The organism is Bartonella sp. AP150HLJHH (assembly GCF_042196385.1).
GTDB lineage: Bacteria > Pseudomonadota > Alphaproteobacteria > Rhizobiales > Rhizobiaceae > Bartonella.
The window spans coordinates 1-16,405 of the sequence record NZ_JBHIQC010000025.1 but is presented as its reverse complement, the minus strand read 5'-3'; the positions used below and the strand labels follow the sequence as shown (position 1 = coordinate 16,405).

12 protein-coding genes and 1 pseudogene are annotated in these 16,405 nt (G+C 43.1%); 12 read left to right on the top strand and 1 reads right to left on the bottom strand.

The annotated features are described in order from the left end of the window. Positions 1-219: 219 nt before the first annotated feature. Entirely contained in the window at positions 220-1,386 is a 1,167-nt protein-coding gene (locus ACFING_RS08020; RefSeq protein ID WP_375621728.1) for a tyrosine-type recombinase/integrase, read from the bottom strand. A 171-nt stretch (positions 1,387-1,557) separates the two neighbouring features. On the opposite strand from ACFING_RS08020, the pseudogene ACFING_RS08015 reads away from it, so the two are divergent. From ACFING_RS08015 to ACFING_RS07960, 12 genes and pseudogenes are all read left to right on the top strand, one after another. After that, a pseudogene (locus tag ACFING_RS08015) lies at positions 1,558-1,776 on the top strand (hypothetical protein); the annotation flags it as partial. 1 nt (position 1,777) lies between these two features. Further along, on the top strand, positions 1,778-3,235 hold the full coding sequence (locus ACFING_RS08010; RefSeq protein WP_375630383.1) for a hypothetical protein: 1,458 nt from the start codon (positions 1,778-1,780) through the stop codon (positions 3,233-3,235). After that, positions 3,235-3,660: a hypothetical protein gene (locus tag ACFING_RS08005; protein ID WP_375630382.1), complete on the top strand. Its 426-nt coding sequence runs from the start codon at positions 3,235-3,237 to the stop codon at positions 3,658-3,660. The genes ACFING_RS08010 and ACFING_RS08005 overlap by 1 nt, the downstream gene beginning before the upstream one ends. A gap of 1 nt (position 3,661) precedes the next feature. Beyond that, positions 3,662-4,600: a hypothetical protein gene (locus ACFING_RS08000; RefSeq protein WP_375630381.1), complete on the top strand. Its 939-nt coding sequence runs from the start codon at positions 3,662-3,664 to the stop codon at positions 4,598-4,600. Between the two features lie 24 nt (positions 4,601-4,624). Next, positions 4,625-6,049, top strand: coding sequence for a hypothetical protein (locus ACFING_RS07995; RefSeq protein ID WP_375630380.1), 1,425 nt, complete (start codon positions 4,625-4,627; stop codon positions 6,047-6,049). A 1-nt stretch (position 6,050) separates the two neighbouring features. Then, positions 6,051-8,240: a hypothetical protein gene (locus ACFING_RS07990; RefSeq protein WP_375630379.1), complete on the top strand. Its 2,190-nt coding sequence runs from the start codon at positions 6,051-6,053 to the stop codon at positions 8,238-8,240. A gap of 16 nt (positions 8,241-8,256) precedes the next feature. Then, the gene (locus ACFING_RS07985) at positions 8,257-8,904 is read left to right on the top strand and encodes a transglycosylase SLT domain-containing protein (RefSeq protein ID WP_375630378.1); all 648 of its coding nucleotides are present in this window, start codon (positions 8,257-8,259) and stop codon (positions 8,902-8,904) included. Between the two features lie 12 nt (positions 8,905-8,916). Beyond that, the gene (locus ACFING_RS07980) at positions 8,917-9,921 is read left to right on the top strand and encodes a phage tail protein (RefSeq protein ID WP_375621735.1); all 1,005 of its coding nucleotides are present in this window, start codon (positions 8,917-8,919) and stop codon (positions 9,919-9,921) included. A gap of 8 nt (positions 9,922-9,929) precedes the next feature. Beyond that, a complete protein-coding gene (locus tag ACFING_RS07975) occupies positions 9,930-10,943 on the top strand; it encodes a phage tail protein (protein WP_375630377.1) in 1,014 nt (337 codons plus the stop codon). A 7-nt stretch (positions 10,944-10,950) separates the two neighbouring features. Beyond that, positions 10,951-12,084 carry a phage tail protein gene (locus ACFING_RS07970; protein WP_375630376.1) on the top strand — a complete coding sequence of 378 codons (1,134 nt, stop codon included), beginning with the start codon at positions 10,951-10,953 and terminating at the stop codon, positions 12,082-12,084. A 9-nt stretch (positions 12,085-12,093) separates the two neighbouring features. Next, entirely contained in the window at positions 12,094-12,327 is a 234-nt protein-coding gene (locus ACFING_RS07965; RefSeq protein WP_375630375.1) for a hypothetical protein, read from the top strand. Positions 12,328-12,344: 17 nt separating this feature from the next. Further along, positions 12,345-16,340: a hypothetical protein gene (locus tag ACFING_RS07960; RefSeq protein ID WP_375630373.1), complete on the top strand. Its 3,996-nt coding sequence runs from the start codon at positions 12,345-12,347 to the stop codon at positions 16,338-16,340. Positions 16,341-16,405: the final 65 nt, after the last annotated feature.

Here is a 16,405-nt window from a genome sequence, read left to right as displayed (position 1 = left end):
ATTTTCTGTCATACTAAAATCCTTTCTATCAAAAAATGGTAACAAATCATAACTATTTATTAACCACATTTTGGTTCGTTTGGAAAGATGTTTTATTTATAGAAAACAATATTTTATTATATAATTTCTGATGTGATACGTTATGAGTCTTATTGAGAGAGAATGAGAGAAAAGAGAGAGAAAGTTATCAACAGATCATGGGGTTATTCACCCCATATCTTAAGATTGACCCGTGACATAAGCCGCCCATTTATCCATATAAACACGGCGTTGTTCTAGATAGTCCGTACGACGATAGGCACGCTCTACTTTACCTCCTACTGTATGACTTAGAATGGTTTCAGCGACCTCATAGGGGGCATCGGTTGTTTCAGCAAGCCAATTGCGTAAACTAGAGCGAAATCCATGGGGGCAGGCATCAAGTCCAATACGTTTCATATATTGAGCCATACACCTATGCGCGAGGGGACCGCGACCTGTTGCAGAAAAGAAGAAATCATTGCGTGATAAAAGGCGCGCTTGTTTTAAAATGTCTAATGCTTCTGATGATAAAGGCACGCGAAACTCTGTTGTTGTATCACGCTTTCCTTTCATATTTTCAGCAGGAATAGTCCAGATATCATCCTCAACTTGATCTTTATGGATATGACATAAAGGAAAAGTACGAACGCCTGTCAGAATAAGCAAACGTAAAGCCAGTTGTGTCATTGTTGTTGTTTCGCAAAGTGTTTTATAAAAAGCCGGAACCTTTCTCCAATCCATAGCTGGAAAATTTTGCGTTTTATGGCGTTGTTTGCCTAAGAGCGCGCGTGCTTTTTCTGTTGCTTGTAAATCAACATTCAAACCTAATGCAGCCGCATGTTTAAGACAAAGATTAAGACGTATCAATGCTTTCTCTGCTGTTGCAGCTTTTGTATGCCAAATAGGGGCAAGAGTATTGCGTATCTCTGTTTGAGTAATCTCTGAAACGGGTAGACAGCCTAATTTAGGGAGAATATAAAGACGTAAAGGTGAAAACCAATCACAAGCCTTACCATCATTTTTTAATTCAGCTTTCCGACTTTCAAAAGCATCTACGGCAATATCTTTTAAGTAATGAAGATTGCTGATTGCCTCACGCTTTTGTTTATTGCGTTCTTTAATGGGGTCACGCCCCTCACGTAAAACCGAACGCCACCCAGTTGCCAATTCACGGGCTTGTTTTAAAGAGACATCTCGCAATGCTCCCAAGCCCATTTCACGACGACGTCCGTGAAGGGTATACCGTAAAATCCATTGAGCACCTCCATCTTTACGCTTATGAAGTAACAAGCCGGCACCATCATTATATTTGCCAGCCCCCAATGTTGCGACAGATCTTGCATTAAGACGGTTCATAAGAGCCATTTTTTACTCCTTTCTTATATAAATTTGATCCACACATTCATCCCACTTGTGATGTGCAAATGAGTGGTTTTGATTGAAGCAATATAAACTGATTTAAAATGAGACAATCTTAGGTTATTCGGGACTCTCATTCAATATGAATAACACTAGATTATCATTATAAATCAATGCCTTGTAGAGATAGAGAGTGTTGATGAGGAGCACCCATGGTTTGTGCACGCGTTTGATTTGATTAAGGCGCGTGCAAAATACGAACTTTACAAGAATATCTTGAAAGATCCCGATTGTGCAACGGCAGCGTACAATGACTTTAACGAACAGTTGCATGAATTGCGTGCAGAGACGTCTCAACGTCATAACGTGACCAGAATAATACCAACGGATTTTTAATATGGTTTATTTTCCAATCGCTGATTACAGACCAGATGTTTCGGTCGTCAACGGTAGCTTTACGGATACGCTTGTGAATGTTTTACCGGCTGATGGCTGTTACATTCCGATGCCTAATGCAATGGTAGTGTCTCATGCTTTAGAAGAAAAGCCGTTGGGGTGCATAGCCTTTAGAAGTGGCAATGGTGTTAAGATAATCGTAGGAGGAGCCAAAAAGCTTTACAGTTATGATAGTCAAACGAAGGGTTGGAAAGACATAAGTCAAAGTGGTGTGACCTATCAAGCAAATGAAGAGAATAAATGGTCGTTTGCATTATTTGGTGAAACTATTATTGCGGTGAATAAAAATGATAAACCACAAGTCTTTAATACTCATAGCTCTGAACGGTTTGAAGATTTAGGAGGCAATCCCCCGAAAGCAGGATTGGTGAAGGTTTGGGGTGATTTTGTTTGTTTGATGCAATTAACAGATCATCCCAATCGCATCCATTGGTCGGGTTTGAATGATGCAACTCATTGGACGGTAGGTGATAAAGATTGTTATTATCATAATTTTAATGATGGAGAATATGTTCAAGGGGCAACGGAATCGAGCAATCCCCTCGTTTTTTTGCGTTCTGCTATTTATGCTGGTTGTTTTACGCTAGGCTCTAAAGTCCCCTTTATTTTTCAAAAGCTTCAAGACAAGCGTGGATCCCGCAGTGCAGCCTCTATAGCGTGTCGTGGGAGTGATGCTTTTTTTGCTGGTGATGGTGGCTTTTATCAGATGAGTTTGGATGGTCAACTTTTGCCGATAGGCTTTGAGAAGGTTGATAGAACAGTTTTTAAAACCTTTGATAAGTTTGCTCTTGATGAGATGCAAGGGGTTATAGATCCCATTGATAACCGGATTTACTGGTCCTTAAAGAGAGGCAATAACGAGCAAACGACCTTTGTTTATGATTGGGGATTGCAGAAATGGTCGACGCTACAGGGAAAACCTTTCACGTTGTTTCCAGTATTTACGACAGGTTATACTTTAGAACAGTTAGATGAGATCTCGATCAATCTTGAGACATTGCCGGCTTCTTTAGACAGCCCTCGTTGGCAAAGTGGCGCCCCAATGCTTGGTGCTTTTGATGATGAAAATCGGCTTGTTATGTTTACGGGAGCACCGATGGAGGCAACGGTTGTTTCGCAAGAATTGGGAGCACCAGATGGAAGTTTTAACTTTATCACGAAGATGTTTGCTGAAGTTGATACGACGGAAGGTCTTTTAAGCATAGGAGAGCGTCGGCTTCGCAATAATCAGACGCCGATTACATGGCACAAGGAGAGGGTGTGTTCATATGTCACGGGCGCTTATCATGGTCGTTCGCGCAATCGTTATCACCGCTTTAAATTGCGTATTCCTGAAGGCGTTCATTGGAACCATATCACAGGATTTAATGTGGATTTACGTCCTTTAGGCAGAGGGTAATGGCAAAAGTCTTTTTGACCACGTCTTGGGATATGGAGCGTATAGCGCCTTATCTTGAAGACATCATTGCATCCTTTAGAGAATATGTAGAGCGTTTCAAACATGAAATCACGTTGCAAGAGCTCCTTGAAGCGATTTGCAGTGGCAAGAAACAGTTATGGCTTGTTTTGGATGATGACGAGCGCTTTTTAGCGGCATTCACGACCCAGATACAGCAGACAGTTTTAGGAAAGAAGCGCGCACTGATTTGTGAATGTAGTGGCAAGGGCATTCTTGATCAAGTTGACAATTTGCAAGTTGTAGAGGATTGGGCGCGTGAGAATGGTGCTTCTGAAATGGAGATCTTGGGTCGTTTAGGTTGGAAGCGTGCACTAACCAAGCAAGGCTATGGCATAGCTATGCTTTATTATAGGAAGGAATTGTGACATGGGGAGCAAGACACCAACAACGACAGAACAGAAGCAGGTACAAACAAGCGCCCCTCCTGCTTGGATGCAGAATGTCTTTAAGCGTGGGGGTGCAGATGCGTATAACATGTATGACACAGGGATGGGTGGTAATGTTTATGGTGGTCCTCGTGTAGCGCCGTTAAGTGATCAAACGCGCTATGGAATTGGTGGTCTTGGAAGTATTCCTCATCATTATCAAAATCGCTCTTTGATGAATACAATCTATAATCCAACGTCGGCAGCCATGAATCTTCGACATATGGCCTCTGGTGGTATGATGGGAGAAAATTCGTATTTCAAACAAGCACTTCAAGAAGCATTAGATGATTCAGACACTCAAATTAACAGATATTTCTCAGGTATTGGTCGTTATGCAACTCCTGATCACAGAGAGGAAGTGCGGAAAGGAAGAGATTCTATATACGCTCGTGCTATGTTAGAGCAATATAATCGTGATGCGGACCGCATGATGCAAGCCAATGCCATGATAGACCAAGCCAATCAAAATCAATTGGGCGCCTCAAATAACTTCTTACAGGGTTATGGGAATGCCTATTCCAATGCCATACAAGGGGGAGGTGTGCTTGATGCCCACAATCAACGCCTTGTTGATGCCAATAGAGAACGTTGGCTGGAACAAGACAATAGCGGTTGGAATAGGTTGAATATGCTTATGAACGCCGGTCATGGCTTTGCAAGAAATTACGGTACGACAACGAATAATCATACAATCTCTAAGATAGAGGGCAATAATCCGTGGAAAAATGTAGGGACTATAGGTTCTTTAGCACTTCAAGCAGCACCGATGGCTTTTGGTTACATGGCAGGTGGTCCAATGGGAGCAGCGTTGGCAGGAGGAGCATCCAAGTTTTTTTTAGATTACATGAATCAAAAGAAAGCTCTGGAGAATAATTAAAGAATAGTTTTGTAGGAGAGTGTGATGGCATTTCCAATATTATTTCCATTAGCTGGGGCAGCTTTTATGGCAGCGAGAGCTGCGCCTCATATTTTTAGATATATTGCTCCCAAAGCGGTTACAGGGGCGAATAGATTGGGACAATTAATAACAAAGAACCCCGTGGGGAATTTCATAACAAAGTACCCCAAAACCTCTCTATTTATGACTGGAATGTCAGGTATTGAAAGTATGATGACACCAGAGAAAGCACAAGCCCCATCCAACCCCTATTTACAGAATAGTCTGAATCCATATGGACCATTTATGCCCTATACGGCTCCTAAAGCGGAAATGCCTCTTGGATTTGATCAACATCCACCCATGCCAAATGCACTAGAGAGTACTCCACAAGAACTAAAACCTCATGTTAATGAACAAACGCAACCATTAGCACCCGCTTCCCCAACACCGACTCCTGAACTGACAGATGCAGAGAAATTTTTACAGTCCAATACTTATAAGTTTTTTCAATCAGATGCGTATCAGAAGCTCAAAGATCTTTTTGCAGGTATGGCGGAATCTTCATCAGACGGTTCTGGGTGGGATGCGCTTGCAAGTGGTGTGAAGCATCTTAATGAAGGTGATAAACGAAGAGAACAAGTCAATCAAACCGTCGAATACCTAAAATCTAAAGGTTACAGCGAAGAAGAAGCTGCTATCATGGCACGTAATCCGCAAATGCTTAGTGCGATGCTAACAGGTGGTGATACTCCTAAGTTAAGTCAGGGGTTTCAATGGTATACCAATCCAGAGACTGGTGAACGCGAAATGAGACCGGTAAAGGGGTCTCCACAAGAACTTGAGTATAATCAGAAGCTACAAGCACAGAAAGAGTGGGAGGGTAAAAAGCAAAAAAATATTATTGCCACAAAACATCAGATGAACGCTGGGATAGATGCTATTCGTGATTCGATTGCACTCATTCGCAAACATAAGATTAACGGGTTTAAGGCGTGGGCTACGCGTGGAATTGGAGGAACTCCTGCGAATGAATTAGAAAAATTATTTGATACGATTAAGGGTGGTGCTTTAAAGGCGGTATTTGAGAGCTTAAAATCGATGGATCCTAGAGGAAGTCTTAGTGTTGGTCCTATATCAGATTACGAAAGTCGGACGATGGTAGCAACCTTTGGTTCTTTAGATTCTGCGCGTAATACAAAAGGGCTACTGAAAACTTTAGAAAATCTTGAAATAACATTTAATGCTTTAAATAAGCTTCAGAAAACTGATTTGCATGATTGGATGACGGGGAAGATAACCCCTCAAGAAATCTCTGATAAATATAATACTCAGAAAAAAGGCGTTATGGAGTTTGTGAAGGTATCCAGTCCCAAAGAGAGCGCTAAATTTGAGATAGGAACAAAAATTCAAGATGCAGATGGTAATATTAGAATAAAGAGATACTAAAATGCTTAATCATAAGAATGATAACGTTGGAAAACGTCAGGTTTGGAATGATGATCAGTATCCTATTATTGGACATATAACAGATTATAATAAACGCTCTTCAAATAGTCAGATTTGGAATGATGATCAATATCCTATTATTGGACACATATCAGACTATAACAACCATTCTTATGAGGAAGAAGCAGAACATCCCGAAATAAGTGAAAGTGAAGCCTTTTGGAATTCTTTAAAGCATGGTTTGAGTTTTAATTTAGATGATGAGATTGCGGGGATCACAGCGGCAGGACGTGATTCTGATGATGAGTTGGCAATAAAGGCTTTTGCGAAGGGGCTTTACAACTATTGGACTGGAGATAAGAAAACCATAGAAAAATATGAGAAAGAAGCCAATAGAATACGTGATTATTATCGTAGGATGAGTGATCAACATTATTGGACTTCTTTTGCTGGAAATGCTTTAGGGTCGGCAATTCCTTCCCTTGCGACTTTAGGGGGAGGATTATTAGCCTCAGGAGCACGCTTTGTAGCGCCTACACTTGCAAGGAATGTGGCGGGGTCAAAATTAGGTCAAGCCTTTTTGAAAGCAGGTCAGTTACCCCCAAGTCGATTTGCAAGTCCATTTTTAGGCATCACGAACAAAACAACATTACCTCATTTGCTTAAAGTAGGAGCGGCATCTGGTGCATTACATGGCGCAGGAGAAGGCGAAGGGCTTGGTAATACACTTACAAGTACGTTATCTGGTGCAGGTTTAGGAGCGGGCGGGGCATTGGCTGGAAATCTTGTAGGCAGTATGCTTGGTTCTACTGTTGGTGGAATACGAAGACTTTTTTCTCCTTCTCATACAAAAGAAGGTGTTTCAAAAGATACATTAAGAGCAATCAGTAAACATTTAGGCAATGAAGCTTCTGAAGATCTAGGAGAATCTTTTAAAAAAGCAGTTCCTACCGATTACGTAGCTGATCATAGTCCTTTTTTACAGGATCTTGTTTTTGATATCGCGAAAAGAAACCAAGGGGCTTATCTTGATTTGACTAAAAGAGCTGGGCAGAGAGCGCTGGGAGGAGGGGAGCGTATTCATCAAGCTGCTGATGAACACTTTGTTCCTCGTCAAAATGTCACAGGTTTAAAAGGTGATCTTATCGCGAGTAGGAAAGAAGCATCCCATACTCTTTATGAAATAGCTAAAAAGATACCAATAGGAGAGAAATATTATGGGGCACTTAATGAATTAATGGAGCGTCCATACTTTAAACAAGCTTATAATAAAGGGCTAAGGGGATTCATTAGTGATGGCAATAAAGCCAGTCCGTTTTCTTCTGAAAAATTTAGCCTTCTTAAAGAGAAACCCAACATGGGTATTCTCCATAAAACTAAGGAGGCTATTGATTTTATGATACGGGCAGAAAAGAGGCAAGGAAACAATAGCAAAGTTCGTAGCTTAGTAGATATCGACAAAAAGTTATTAGAGATTATGGATGATATATCGTCTGAATATAAGAAAGGGCGGGCATTGTATCATCAATATAGTTCACATGTAGATGCTATGGGTAAAGGTTCTAAAATCCTTAGCAAGTCGGTTAATAAGGATGAGTTCAGTAAAATCTTTGATGAATTATCAGAGGGAGAACAAGAATACTTTAAAAAGGGATCAAGAGCAAAACTTTTACAAGGTATGGGGCAAGCAGGAGATGAAGTATCCAAGGCAAAGGAGATTTTTGGTACGAATGATCTGTATGAACGATTTGCAAAGATTTATGGAGCAGATAAAGCTTCTGCTGTTAAGAATGTTGTCAATAAAGAAGCTGATTATGCAGATTTTTATAACAGAATACCAGGTCGTGTAGCGGATGAAAAGATATCTTTTACGCATAATGTCAGTATGCCAACGGGTAAACGTGATGCAGCTGTACAATTAGCAAAAGCTGCTGGGAAGGCAGCTTGGGTTCCTTTCAAAGAGGCGGCGTTTAGAGAGCGTCAACGGATTGAAAAGGATGTTGTCAAATTGTTAACAGGGGGGACACAGATTAAGAATGATCAAATTGTAGCTCTCATTCAACGCATGGTAAACGCGCATCATAAGGGATATGCGACAAAAGAATGGTTCAAAAAGCTTTCTGCTGCTTTGTTTGGAGGTGGGGGAAAAGCCTCAACGGAGGAGTTGAATTTATTGAGTGCATTTGAGTAAGGGAGGAGATTAGGCTATGACCCGTTCTAGTCCTTCTGTTAATCAAGCGATCCGTCAAGCAGCAGCGCGTTATGGTTTGCCAGAGAGTTATTTGTACCGTGTTGCGCAAGTTGAAAGTGGAGGCAATCCGAATGCAAGGAATCCCCGTTCTTCTGCGGGTGGGTTGTATCAATTTATAGACAGCACCGCCAAGCAATATGGTTTGCAGGATAGGTTTGATCCCATGCAAGCGGCAGATGCCATGGGGCGGTTGACGCTTGATAATCGCAATCATTTAAGCCGCCTGTTGGGAAGAGCGCCTACTGATGCAGAATTGTATTTAGCACATCAACAAGGGGCAGGAGGAGCCGCGCGGCTTCTTCAAAATCCCCATGCCAATGCGGCGCAAATTGTTGGGAGCAATGCGGTTGGCTTGAATGGTGGAAACAACGCTATGCGTGCAAGTGATTTTGTCAACCGTGTATTACAGATGTATGGGGGGCAGCCTCATAGAGCAAGTCCTACAGCGCATGGTGGCATTAGAAATAGAGACAACTTGTTAGAGGTTTTAAGGGCATTATTAGCATCACAAGAAGAGGCTTCGGAAGAAGAAGAGAGTGATGATGATAATCCTTTGATGACGCAATTCATGCGGGCGTTTTACGGACCATTTTACAGAAGCTAGGATTCACGAGAAATGTCAACGATTTATGATTGGTCGCTTAGAGCGGCGGATAATACGCGTTCTGATAATTTGATTGATTGGTCCGAAGGACAGCATCCTAGCAGTGTGAATACGAGCGCCCGTGTGATGATGCAGCGCATAAAGGAATACTTGTCAGACACGGGTGGAGAGCTTGAAGGCATTGTTACAAATGATCCTGTCCAACAAACGAGTGTGATAAGACTTGCAAGCACTTCACAGTTTTTAGAGTATAAGAATGGTATCGTTTTGCGCTTTATGGCTATGGGTAAGAATGTTGGAGCGACCACGATTGTCTTAAATGCTTTAGATGGCAAGCCGGTTTATAAGGCAACGGAATTAGGCATCAGTGCATTATCAGGAGGGGAAATCCAACAAGGGTGCATTTATACATTGTTTTATAATGGAGATCATTGGCATCTTGTTAATCCTACCCCACTCCCTTTAGAAGAAGAAGAAAGCAGTCTTTATCCCACGGGTTTTATAGGAACGTTTGGCATGCGTGGGATTCCAAAGGATTGGTTAATTTGCGATGGGAAGGCTTATTTGCGTCGTGATTATGGTGATTTATTTGAGACGATAGGAACGGTTTGGGGAGAGGGTGATGGCGCCACGACATTTAATGTTCCCGATTTTCGAGGGATGTTTTTACGAGGGCTTGATGGAGGGCGCAATATTGATGAGGGGCGTTCTTTTGCAAGTGTGCAAACAGATTTAATCGAGTCGCATCAACATCAAGGACAGAGCCTTTCGATGTCTCATTTTACCAGCAACGAAAACTTTTGGGATGGGAATACGACAGATGTGTTGGGTTATCGTCTAGGCTTGTTTGGGGGGAGTTCTCTAGCGAATTTTATGGGCATAGAGCGTGAGAATTTAGGGGGCTACATTGTAAGTTCTCATACTCTTGATGAGAACCAAGAGGTTGTTTTGGAGAGCACTGGTGAAGGCGAGACGCGTCCAGTTAATGTGAGTGTTCTGTTTGCGATTAAGACATGAGGTGTAAGATGTCGACGATCTATGATTGGTCTTTAAATGCCTCCTTGAATGCCTATTGTGATGATTTGATTGATTGGTCAAAAGGACAACGTCCTAGTAGTCTGAATAATAGTGCTCGTGTGATGATGCAACGTGTGCGTGAGTATTTATCGGATACGAGTGGTGTGATTGAAAGCACTTTTACGGTTGATGCTGAACACCAGACGACGTTGATAAGACTTCAAAGCCAATCGGCATTTTTAGAGTATAAGAATGGGATATCAATTTGTTTTAAAGCGAAGGGCAAGAATATTGGGGAAACCGCAATTGCCTTGAATGATTTGGCGGCTAAACCTGTTTACAAGGCGACGGAATTAGGTCTCCGTGTTTTATCTGGGGGCGAGCTTCAAAGGGGATGCATTTATAGCTTGGTTTATAGGGATCATGCTTGGCAAGTTTTAAATCCTACGCCTCTCTCTTTATCGCAAGAGCCGGTTATCCCTGTTTATCCACTAGGGACGATAGGGATTTTTGGGATGCAAGTTTTGCCAGATGGCTGGTTACCATGTGATGGGAAGGCTTATTTGCGTAGTGATTATCCTGCTCTTTATGAAGCGATAGGGATCAGGTGGGGAGGCGCTGATAGTTGGACGAAGTTTAATGTTCCCGATTTGCGTGGTGTTTTTTTACGAGGTGTTGATGATGACCGCGAGATAGACCGCTTTCGTTATCTTGGCACTTTACAAAATGACGCAATGAGAAAGCATGACCATGGGGGTCAATCCTTTACGATTTTGAATGATGAAAATCAGGAAGAGAGTTGGCATGGTGATATGACGATCATCTGGGGATATGTGTTGAATGACCAGCAAAGATTGAAGCTTGCTGAACGTTTGGGCGTGAGAGCAGAGGATATACGCGTGCACCATAAGCTTGCCTTTCCCCATTCCCACCTTCATATGCGTGATGTTGCCTTGGCAAGTTCAGGTATAAGTGAGACGCGCCCGATTAATATGAGTGTTGTGTTTGGAATCAAGACGTGAGGTTTAGATGTCCACGATTTATGATTGGTCTTTAACAGCATCTGAGAATGGTGGTGCTGATGCTTTAATTAATTGGTCAGAGGGACAGCACCCTAACACGGTTAATAATAGCGCTCGTTTTATGATGCAACGGGTAAGTGAGTATTTATCGGATACGGGGGGTGTTCTTGAAGGGATTGTGACGGTTGATAATAACCAAAAGACGAGCGTGATAAGGCTTCTAAGCCAATCGGCATTTTTAGAGTATAAGAATGGCATATCGGTTTGTTTTAAAGCGAAGGGCAAGAATGTTGGGGCGACAACAATTGCTTTAAATAATTTAGCCGATAAGCCCGTTTATAAGGCAACAGAAACCGGTTTATTAGCCTTATCGGGAGGAGAGATACAAGATGGCTGTCTTTATACGCTTGTGTATGATGAAGAGCTTACGGGTTGGCAAGTTCTCAACCCGACAAGGGGCAAAGTTTCTTCCTTAAAACGTTTACCTTCCGGTCTGATAGGACCGTTTGCAATGGAGCGCTTGCCGGATGGTTGGTTGCCATGTGATGGAAGTGCTTATTCACGGTATGTTTATTGGGATTTATTTTGTGTCATAGGAACGACGTGGGGAGAAGGGGATGGCGCCACGACGTTTAATGTTCCCGATTTTCGGGGGCTATTTTTACGGGGACTTGATAATGAACGCAATTTAGACCCTTGGCGTTCTTTTGCAAGTATACAACCCTGTTCTTTAAAAGCGCATGAACATTTTATAGGTCCAGCGTCATCAGAAGGTCTTTCTTCTCGAAAAAAACGGGATGTTTCTTCTACTGAAGCGCGCGTGACAAGGCGCAAGAGAGCTATAGACGAAGAGTGTGTAGGTTTGAGTGGGGATGCTTTGGACAAGTGTAATCAAGAATTTGACCAAATAGCAGGAAGTCCACAGGTAGAGACTCCCTTTTGGTTTACAGAAAAAGACAAGCCGCCGCGTTTACCTTGGTTTATCAGGAGCCCCTTTGCTAATTTTTTATATTATTCAACGCCTATAACGGCAGGTCTGAATGACAGAGAGCATCATGAACATCATCTCATGGCAGAGAGGGTTGGTGGTGTTGAAACGCGCCCCGTTAATGTGAGTGTAATTTATGGGATCAAGACATGAGGAGTTGAAATGTCATTAAAACCGTTTGCGATATCAGAGATTAGCGACCCGTCTCAAGTACGGGTCGTTTTGTATTCGGGGGGAGGTTTTGTACATGCGCCGCTTACTGGCGTTTTTGATTTACTGAAAGCCGCTTTGAAAACAGAGCTTGATGGTTCACTGAAAGATTTAGAGAAGCGCTTAGAGACCTTAAGAGAAGAGTTTGAAGATTTGAAAGAGTGTTCATTGGATGAAGCCCTCTGAATGAAGGAATAAAGCAGATGAAGATACCCGATCATGAACATGAATATTTGATACCTGTTGCAACGAAAGAGGAAATCAGAGAAGGGACTTCTCAAGACAGCGTTGTTGTTCCGAAGCTTTTAGGGACGGCATCTTTGTATTCGTATGAAACCTTTGCGCCGTTAGAGCAGGTTGTTAATGCACGTCAAGAAGCAGAAAAAGCCATGTCGCGTGCGAATGGTGCGCAACAGGTTGCAGAAGAATCGAAGAGGGTTTCGGAACAAGCGCTTAGCGAAGTGACGAAAACAGTTCAAACAGCGACAACAGCGCTTACGACGTCTCATGAAGCGAAGGAAGAAGCTAAAGCAGCGACGACAACGGCTAATCGTGCAAAAGATACAGCAGATACAGCCAAGGGATTAGCCGAAGAAGCCAAGAATACTTCTGATGCAGCGAAGCGCATGGCAGAAGAGACAAAAGCAGCAGTCGATAGAGCCTCAGGGGAAATCAATAGTACGAAAGGTTCCCTTTCTACGGCATTACAACGTTTTGAAGAGGTCAAACAGAGCAGTGAGAATGCTGTTAATTTATCGACCGAAGCCAAGAGGTTAGCCAATGAATCGAAGACCATTGCAACGCGTGCAGAACAAACAGCAAGAGAAGCTTCACAAACAGCAACAGAGACGACGCAAGTAGCAGCGACGGCGGTAGCAACGTGTCATGAAGTTAAGACTGTAGCCATGCAAGCAAGTCTAAAGGCAGATGGAGCCAAACAGGCAGCCGATGATGCCAAGGATATTGCAGAACAAGCAAAAGAGTTATCAGAAGGTGCGACATCTTCTGTTACAGAACTCACAAAAACAGCCTCACAAGTACAAGCGGGAGTAGAGACAGCATTAACAGCTTCAAGAGAAGCCAAATCACAATCAGAGGCAGCTGTAAGCACGTCAGAAGAGGCGAAAGGTTTAGCGGAAAAAGCGAATACGGCATCTACAGAGGCGCAAAAGGCATCAGAACAGGCATTAAGAGAAGCGACTTCTGCGAAAACAACAGCGGGCGGGGCATCTAGTATAGCCAATGATGCGAAAGGGATTGCTGAGGCAGCTAAAACATTATCAGAAGAAGCAAAACGGTTGGCAGCAGCATCACAGGAGACAGCAGAAACAGCAAAGGCTAAAGCCGAAAGTGTAGAGGCAGTTGCGAATGAAGCAAAATCTACAGCGACTACAGCATTAACAGAAGCAAGAGAAGCTAAGAGTACGGCATCTGAGGCGAAGGGTTTGGCGGAGGAAGCGAAAAGCGCCGTTGATAAGGCGACAGGGAAAGTAGAGCAAGCTGTAAAAGAGGCTAGCGATGCGAAATCTAAAGCAGAAAATTTAGAGACTGTTGCGACTGAGGCGAAATCCACGAGTGAACAAGCAAGTCAAACCGCCTCTAGTGCAAAAAGCTTATCAGAAGAAGCAAAAGAAGAAGCAAGGAGCGCCAAAGCGACAGCCTTAGAAGCCAAAAGTGCGTTGGATAGTGCACAGACGAAAGCCGAGCAAGCGCAACAGAGTGCAACAGAAGCAACACGAATAGCCAACGAAGCGAAGGTAGCAGCAGAAGCATCGGTGCGTTCAGGAGAAACGGCAGGTGAAGCGAGTGTGGAGGCGTTGAAGGGTATAGCTACAGCAGCAAAGAGTAAAGCGGAAGCAGCAGAGAAGGTAGCAGAAGAAACGAAAGGTGCTTTGGATGGTCTAAAACAAGTAGCAGGTAGTGCGAAGTCTATAGCCGAAGAGGCAAAGAAGGTAGCTGATGGTGCACAAAAGAAGGCATCACAGGTAGAGACAGTAGCGGGTGAAGCTGAAAAGATAGCAAAAGAAGCCAAACAGACAGCGGGTTATGCTAACCATGAGGCGGCACAAGCGCGCAGTGAGGTAGAAAAGGCAAAAAGTACAGCTCATGAAGGATGGAGTAATGCCAATAAAGCGCAGGAAGTAGCAGGTGACGCTAAGACTATAGCAAGTTTAGCGCGGATGTATTCAGACGAAGCCAAGAAAAAAGCCGAAGCAGCAGACAACAAAGCTCATGAAGCGTGGAGTAATTCCCACAGCGCGAATGAAACAGCGAAGGACGCCAAGGTTATAGCAAGATTAGCGGAAACAGCAGGTGAAGAAGCCAAGAAAATAGCGGAGAAAGCCAATGACTACGCGTATGAAGCTAAGGGTGAAGTAGAGAAAGCCAAGGAAATAGCTAATAGTGCAAAATATGCAGCAGGAGAGGCGCAAAAGGCAGCTGAAACAGCGGGTAAAAAAGCCGCGTCTTTAGAAGCAGCCGCAGAAGAAGCACAAAAAATAGCAAAAGAAGCCAAACAGACAGCAGGTTATGCTAACCATGATGCGGAGCAAGCGCGTAGTGAGGTGGAAAAAGTAAAAAGCACAGCGAATGAAGCGTGGAGTAAAGCTTACGACGCGAATGAAGCAGCCAATAACGCTAAGACTATAGCAAGATTAGCAGAAATGGCAGGTGAAGAAGCCAAGAAAATAGCAGAGAAAGCCGATGACCGAGCGTATGAAGCCAAGAATGAAGTAGAAAAAGCCAAGGAAATAGCGAGTAATGCAAAATATATAGCAGGAGAGGCGCAGAGGGCAGCCGAAACAGCGGGTAAGAAAGCCGCGTCTTTAGAAGAAGAAGCGGAAGAGGCACAAAAAATAGCCAAGGAAGCCAAGGAGTCTGCTGGTTATGCAAGACATGATGCGACGCAAGCGCGTAGTGAGGTGGAAAATGCAAAAAGCACAGCGAATGCAGCGTGGAATAAAGCCCACAAAGCGAATGAAACAGCAGATAGTGCTAAGCTTACAGCAAGTTTAGCAGAAACGGCAGGCGAAGAAGCCAAGAAAAAAGCCGAGGCGGCAGATTCACAAGCCTATCAAGCCAAGAGCGAAGCCGAAAAAGCCAAGGAAGTAGCCGATAGAGCGAAAAGGACAGCAGAAGAAGCCAAAACAACCGCCGATACAATGAAGAAAGAGCTTAGTGGTATCAAGAGTTCTCTGGAAACAGCGACAACAGCTCATACAGTAGCTTCACAGGCAAAAGCGCTAGCGGAAGAGGTAAACAATTTACTGAAACAGTCCAATTTAACGGTTCTTTCAATTTCCACGCCGTTTCTTATTGCAACAGGGAAAAAACAACTCACATTGAAGAAAGGAACGCGTATAACCTTGGCATTAGGCAATGATACTTTGGTTGCAAGTTATACGGAAGATACAATAATAAACGTTTCTTCTATTTCGGCGGGGAAGGATTATTATGTTTATTTGGTTTCTGATGGAAGACAGTCTCATAAATTTGTTTTATCAGAAAACTCTACGTATCCAAGGAATTACACAGTGAGTAATTCGCGAAAGATAGGAGGGTTTCATACGCTTTGTGCGGATGTTGGTACGATTTCCGGTCATCCATTGTCTGGTTATAGAGCAGGGGATATTTTACCCAATTCAGTTTGGTGTCTCAATCACCGTCCGCATAGTTCACCAGAAGGTATGGTTTATGACCCCTCTACAGATCTTTGGGTTGATATTTATCTTCAATCAGGGACGGGTGAAAATACGAAATCAATGTATCGTACCAATATAACAACAAACCGTAATTATACCGAACATGTAACAGATATGGCGCGTGTTAAAAAATCTTTACTGAGTGATGAAGCGTTTGCTTCTGCTATGTATGGAAGCAATGAAAAGACACATATTGTTGGCAAGAAAGAACCAACCTCTAAGGTTTCAGGTGGATATAAGGATACGGCGAATCGTCGAATGATCTCGCATATCGGTTGTGAGGATGGTTGCGGTTATGTTTGGCAATTTTTATCGGGCACGTTTCCTATACCCATAAGCCGTACGCAAAATACGTTTGAAATGAGAGCATTTTTAGGGGGTGGTAGCTGGAGTAATACAACGGATAATGGGCGTTTTACTCGAGCCACCATGATCGTCAATGGTGGAAATGAACAAGTTGCGGCGCGTGGATGTAGCCATACGCGTCATTTTGTTTAGGAGGGAGAGATGATAGAATATCCAGAACATTTAAATAGCAAAGAAGATTATCTGAACATGCTTTC

Excerpts from the sequence above, each read along its gene's own strand:
- ACFING_RS08005 (WP_375630382.1), top strand. The coding sequence starts at position 3,235 with ATGGCAAAAGTCTTTTTGACCACGTCTTGGGATATGGAGCGTATAGCG.
- ACFING_RS07960 (WP_375630373.1), top strand. The coding sequence starts at position 12,345 with ATGAAGATACCCGATCATGAACATGAATATTTGATACCTGTTGCAACG.
- ACFING_RS07975 (WP_375630377.1), top strand. The coding sequence starts at position 9,930 with ATGTCGACGATCTATGATTGGTCTTTAAATGCCTCCTTGAATGCCTAT.
- ACFING_RS08010 (WP_375630383.1), top strand. The coding sequence starts at position 1,778 with ATGGTTTATTTTCCAATCGCTGATTACAGACCAGATGTTTCGGTCGTC.
- ACFING_RS07980 (WP_375621735.1), top strand. The coding sequence starts at position 8,917 with ATGTCAACGATTTATGATTGGTCGCTTAGAGCGGCGGATAATACGCGT.
- ACFING_RS08020 (WP_375621728.1), bottom strand. The coding sequence starts at position 1,386 with ATGGCTCTTATGAACCGTCTTAATGCAAGATCTGTCGCAACATTGGGG.
- ACFING_RS07995 (WP_375630380.1), top strand. The coding sequence starts at position 4,625 with ATGGCATTTCCAATATTATTTCCATTAGCTGGGGCAGCTTTTATGGCA.
- ACFING_RS07990 (WP_375630379.1), top strand. The coding sequence starts at position 6,051 with ATGCTTAATCATAAGAATGATAACGTTGGAAAACGTCAGGTTTGGAAT.
- ACFING_RS08000 (WP_375630381.1), top strand. The coding sequence starts at position 3,662 with ATGGGGAGCAAGACACCAACAACGACAGAACAGAAGCAGGTACAAACA.
- ACFING_RS07985 (WP_375630378.1), top strand. The coding sequence starts at position 8,257 with ATGACCCGTTCTAGTCCTTCTGTTAATCAAGCGATCCGTCAAGCAGCA.
- ACFING_RS07965 (WP_375630375.1), top strand. The coding sequence starts at position 12,094 with ATGTCATTAAAACCGTTTGCGATATCAGAGATTAGCGACCCGTCTCAA.
- ACFING_RS07970 (WP_375630376.1), top strand. The coding sequence starts at position 10,951 with ATGTCCACGATTTATGATTGGTCTTTAACAGCATCTGAGAATGGTGGT.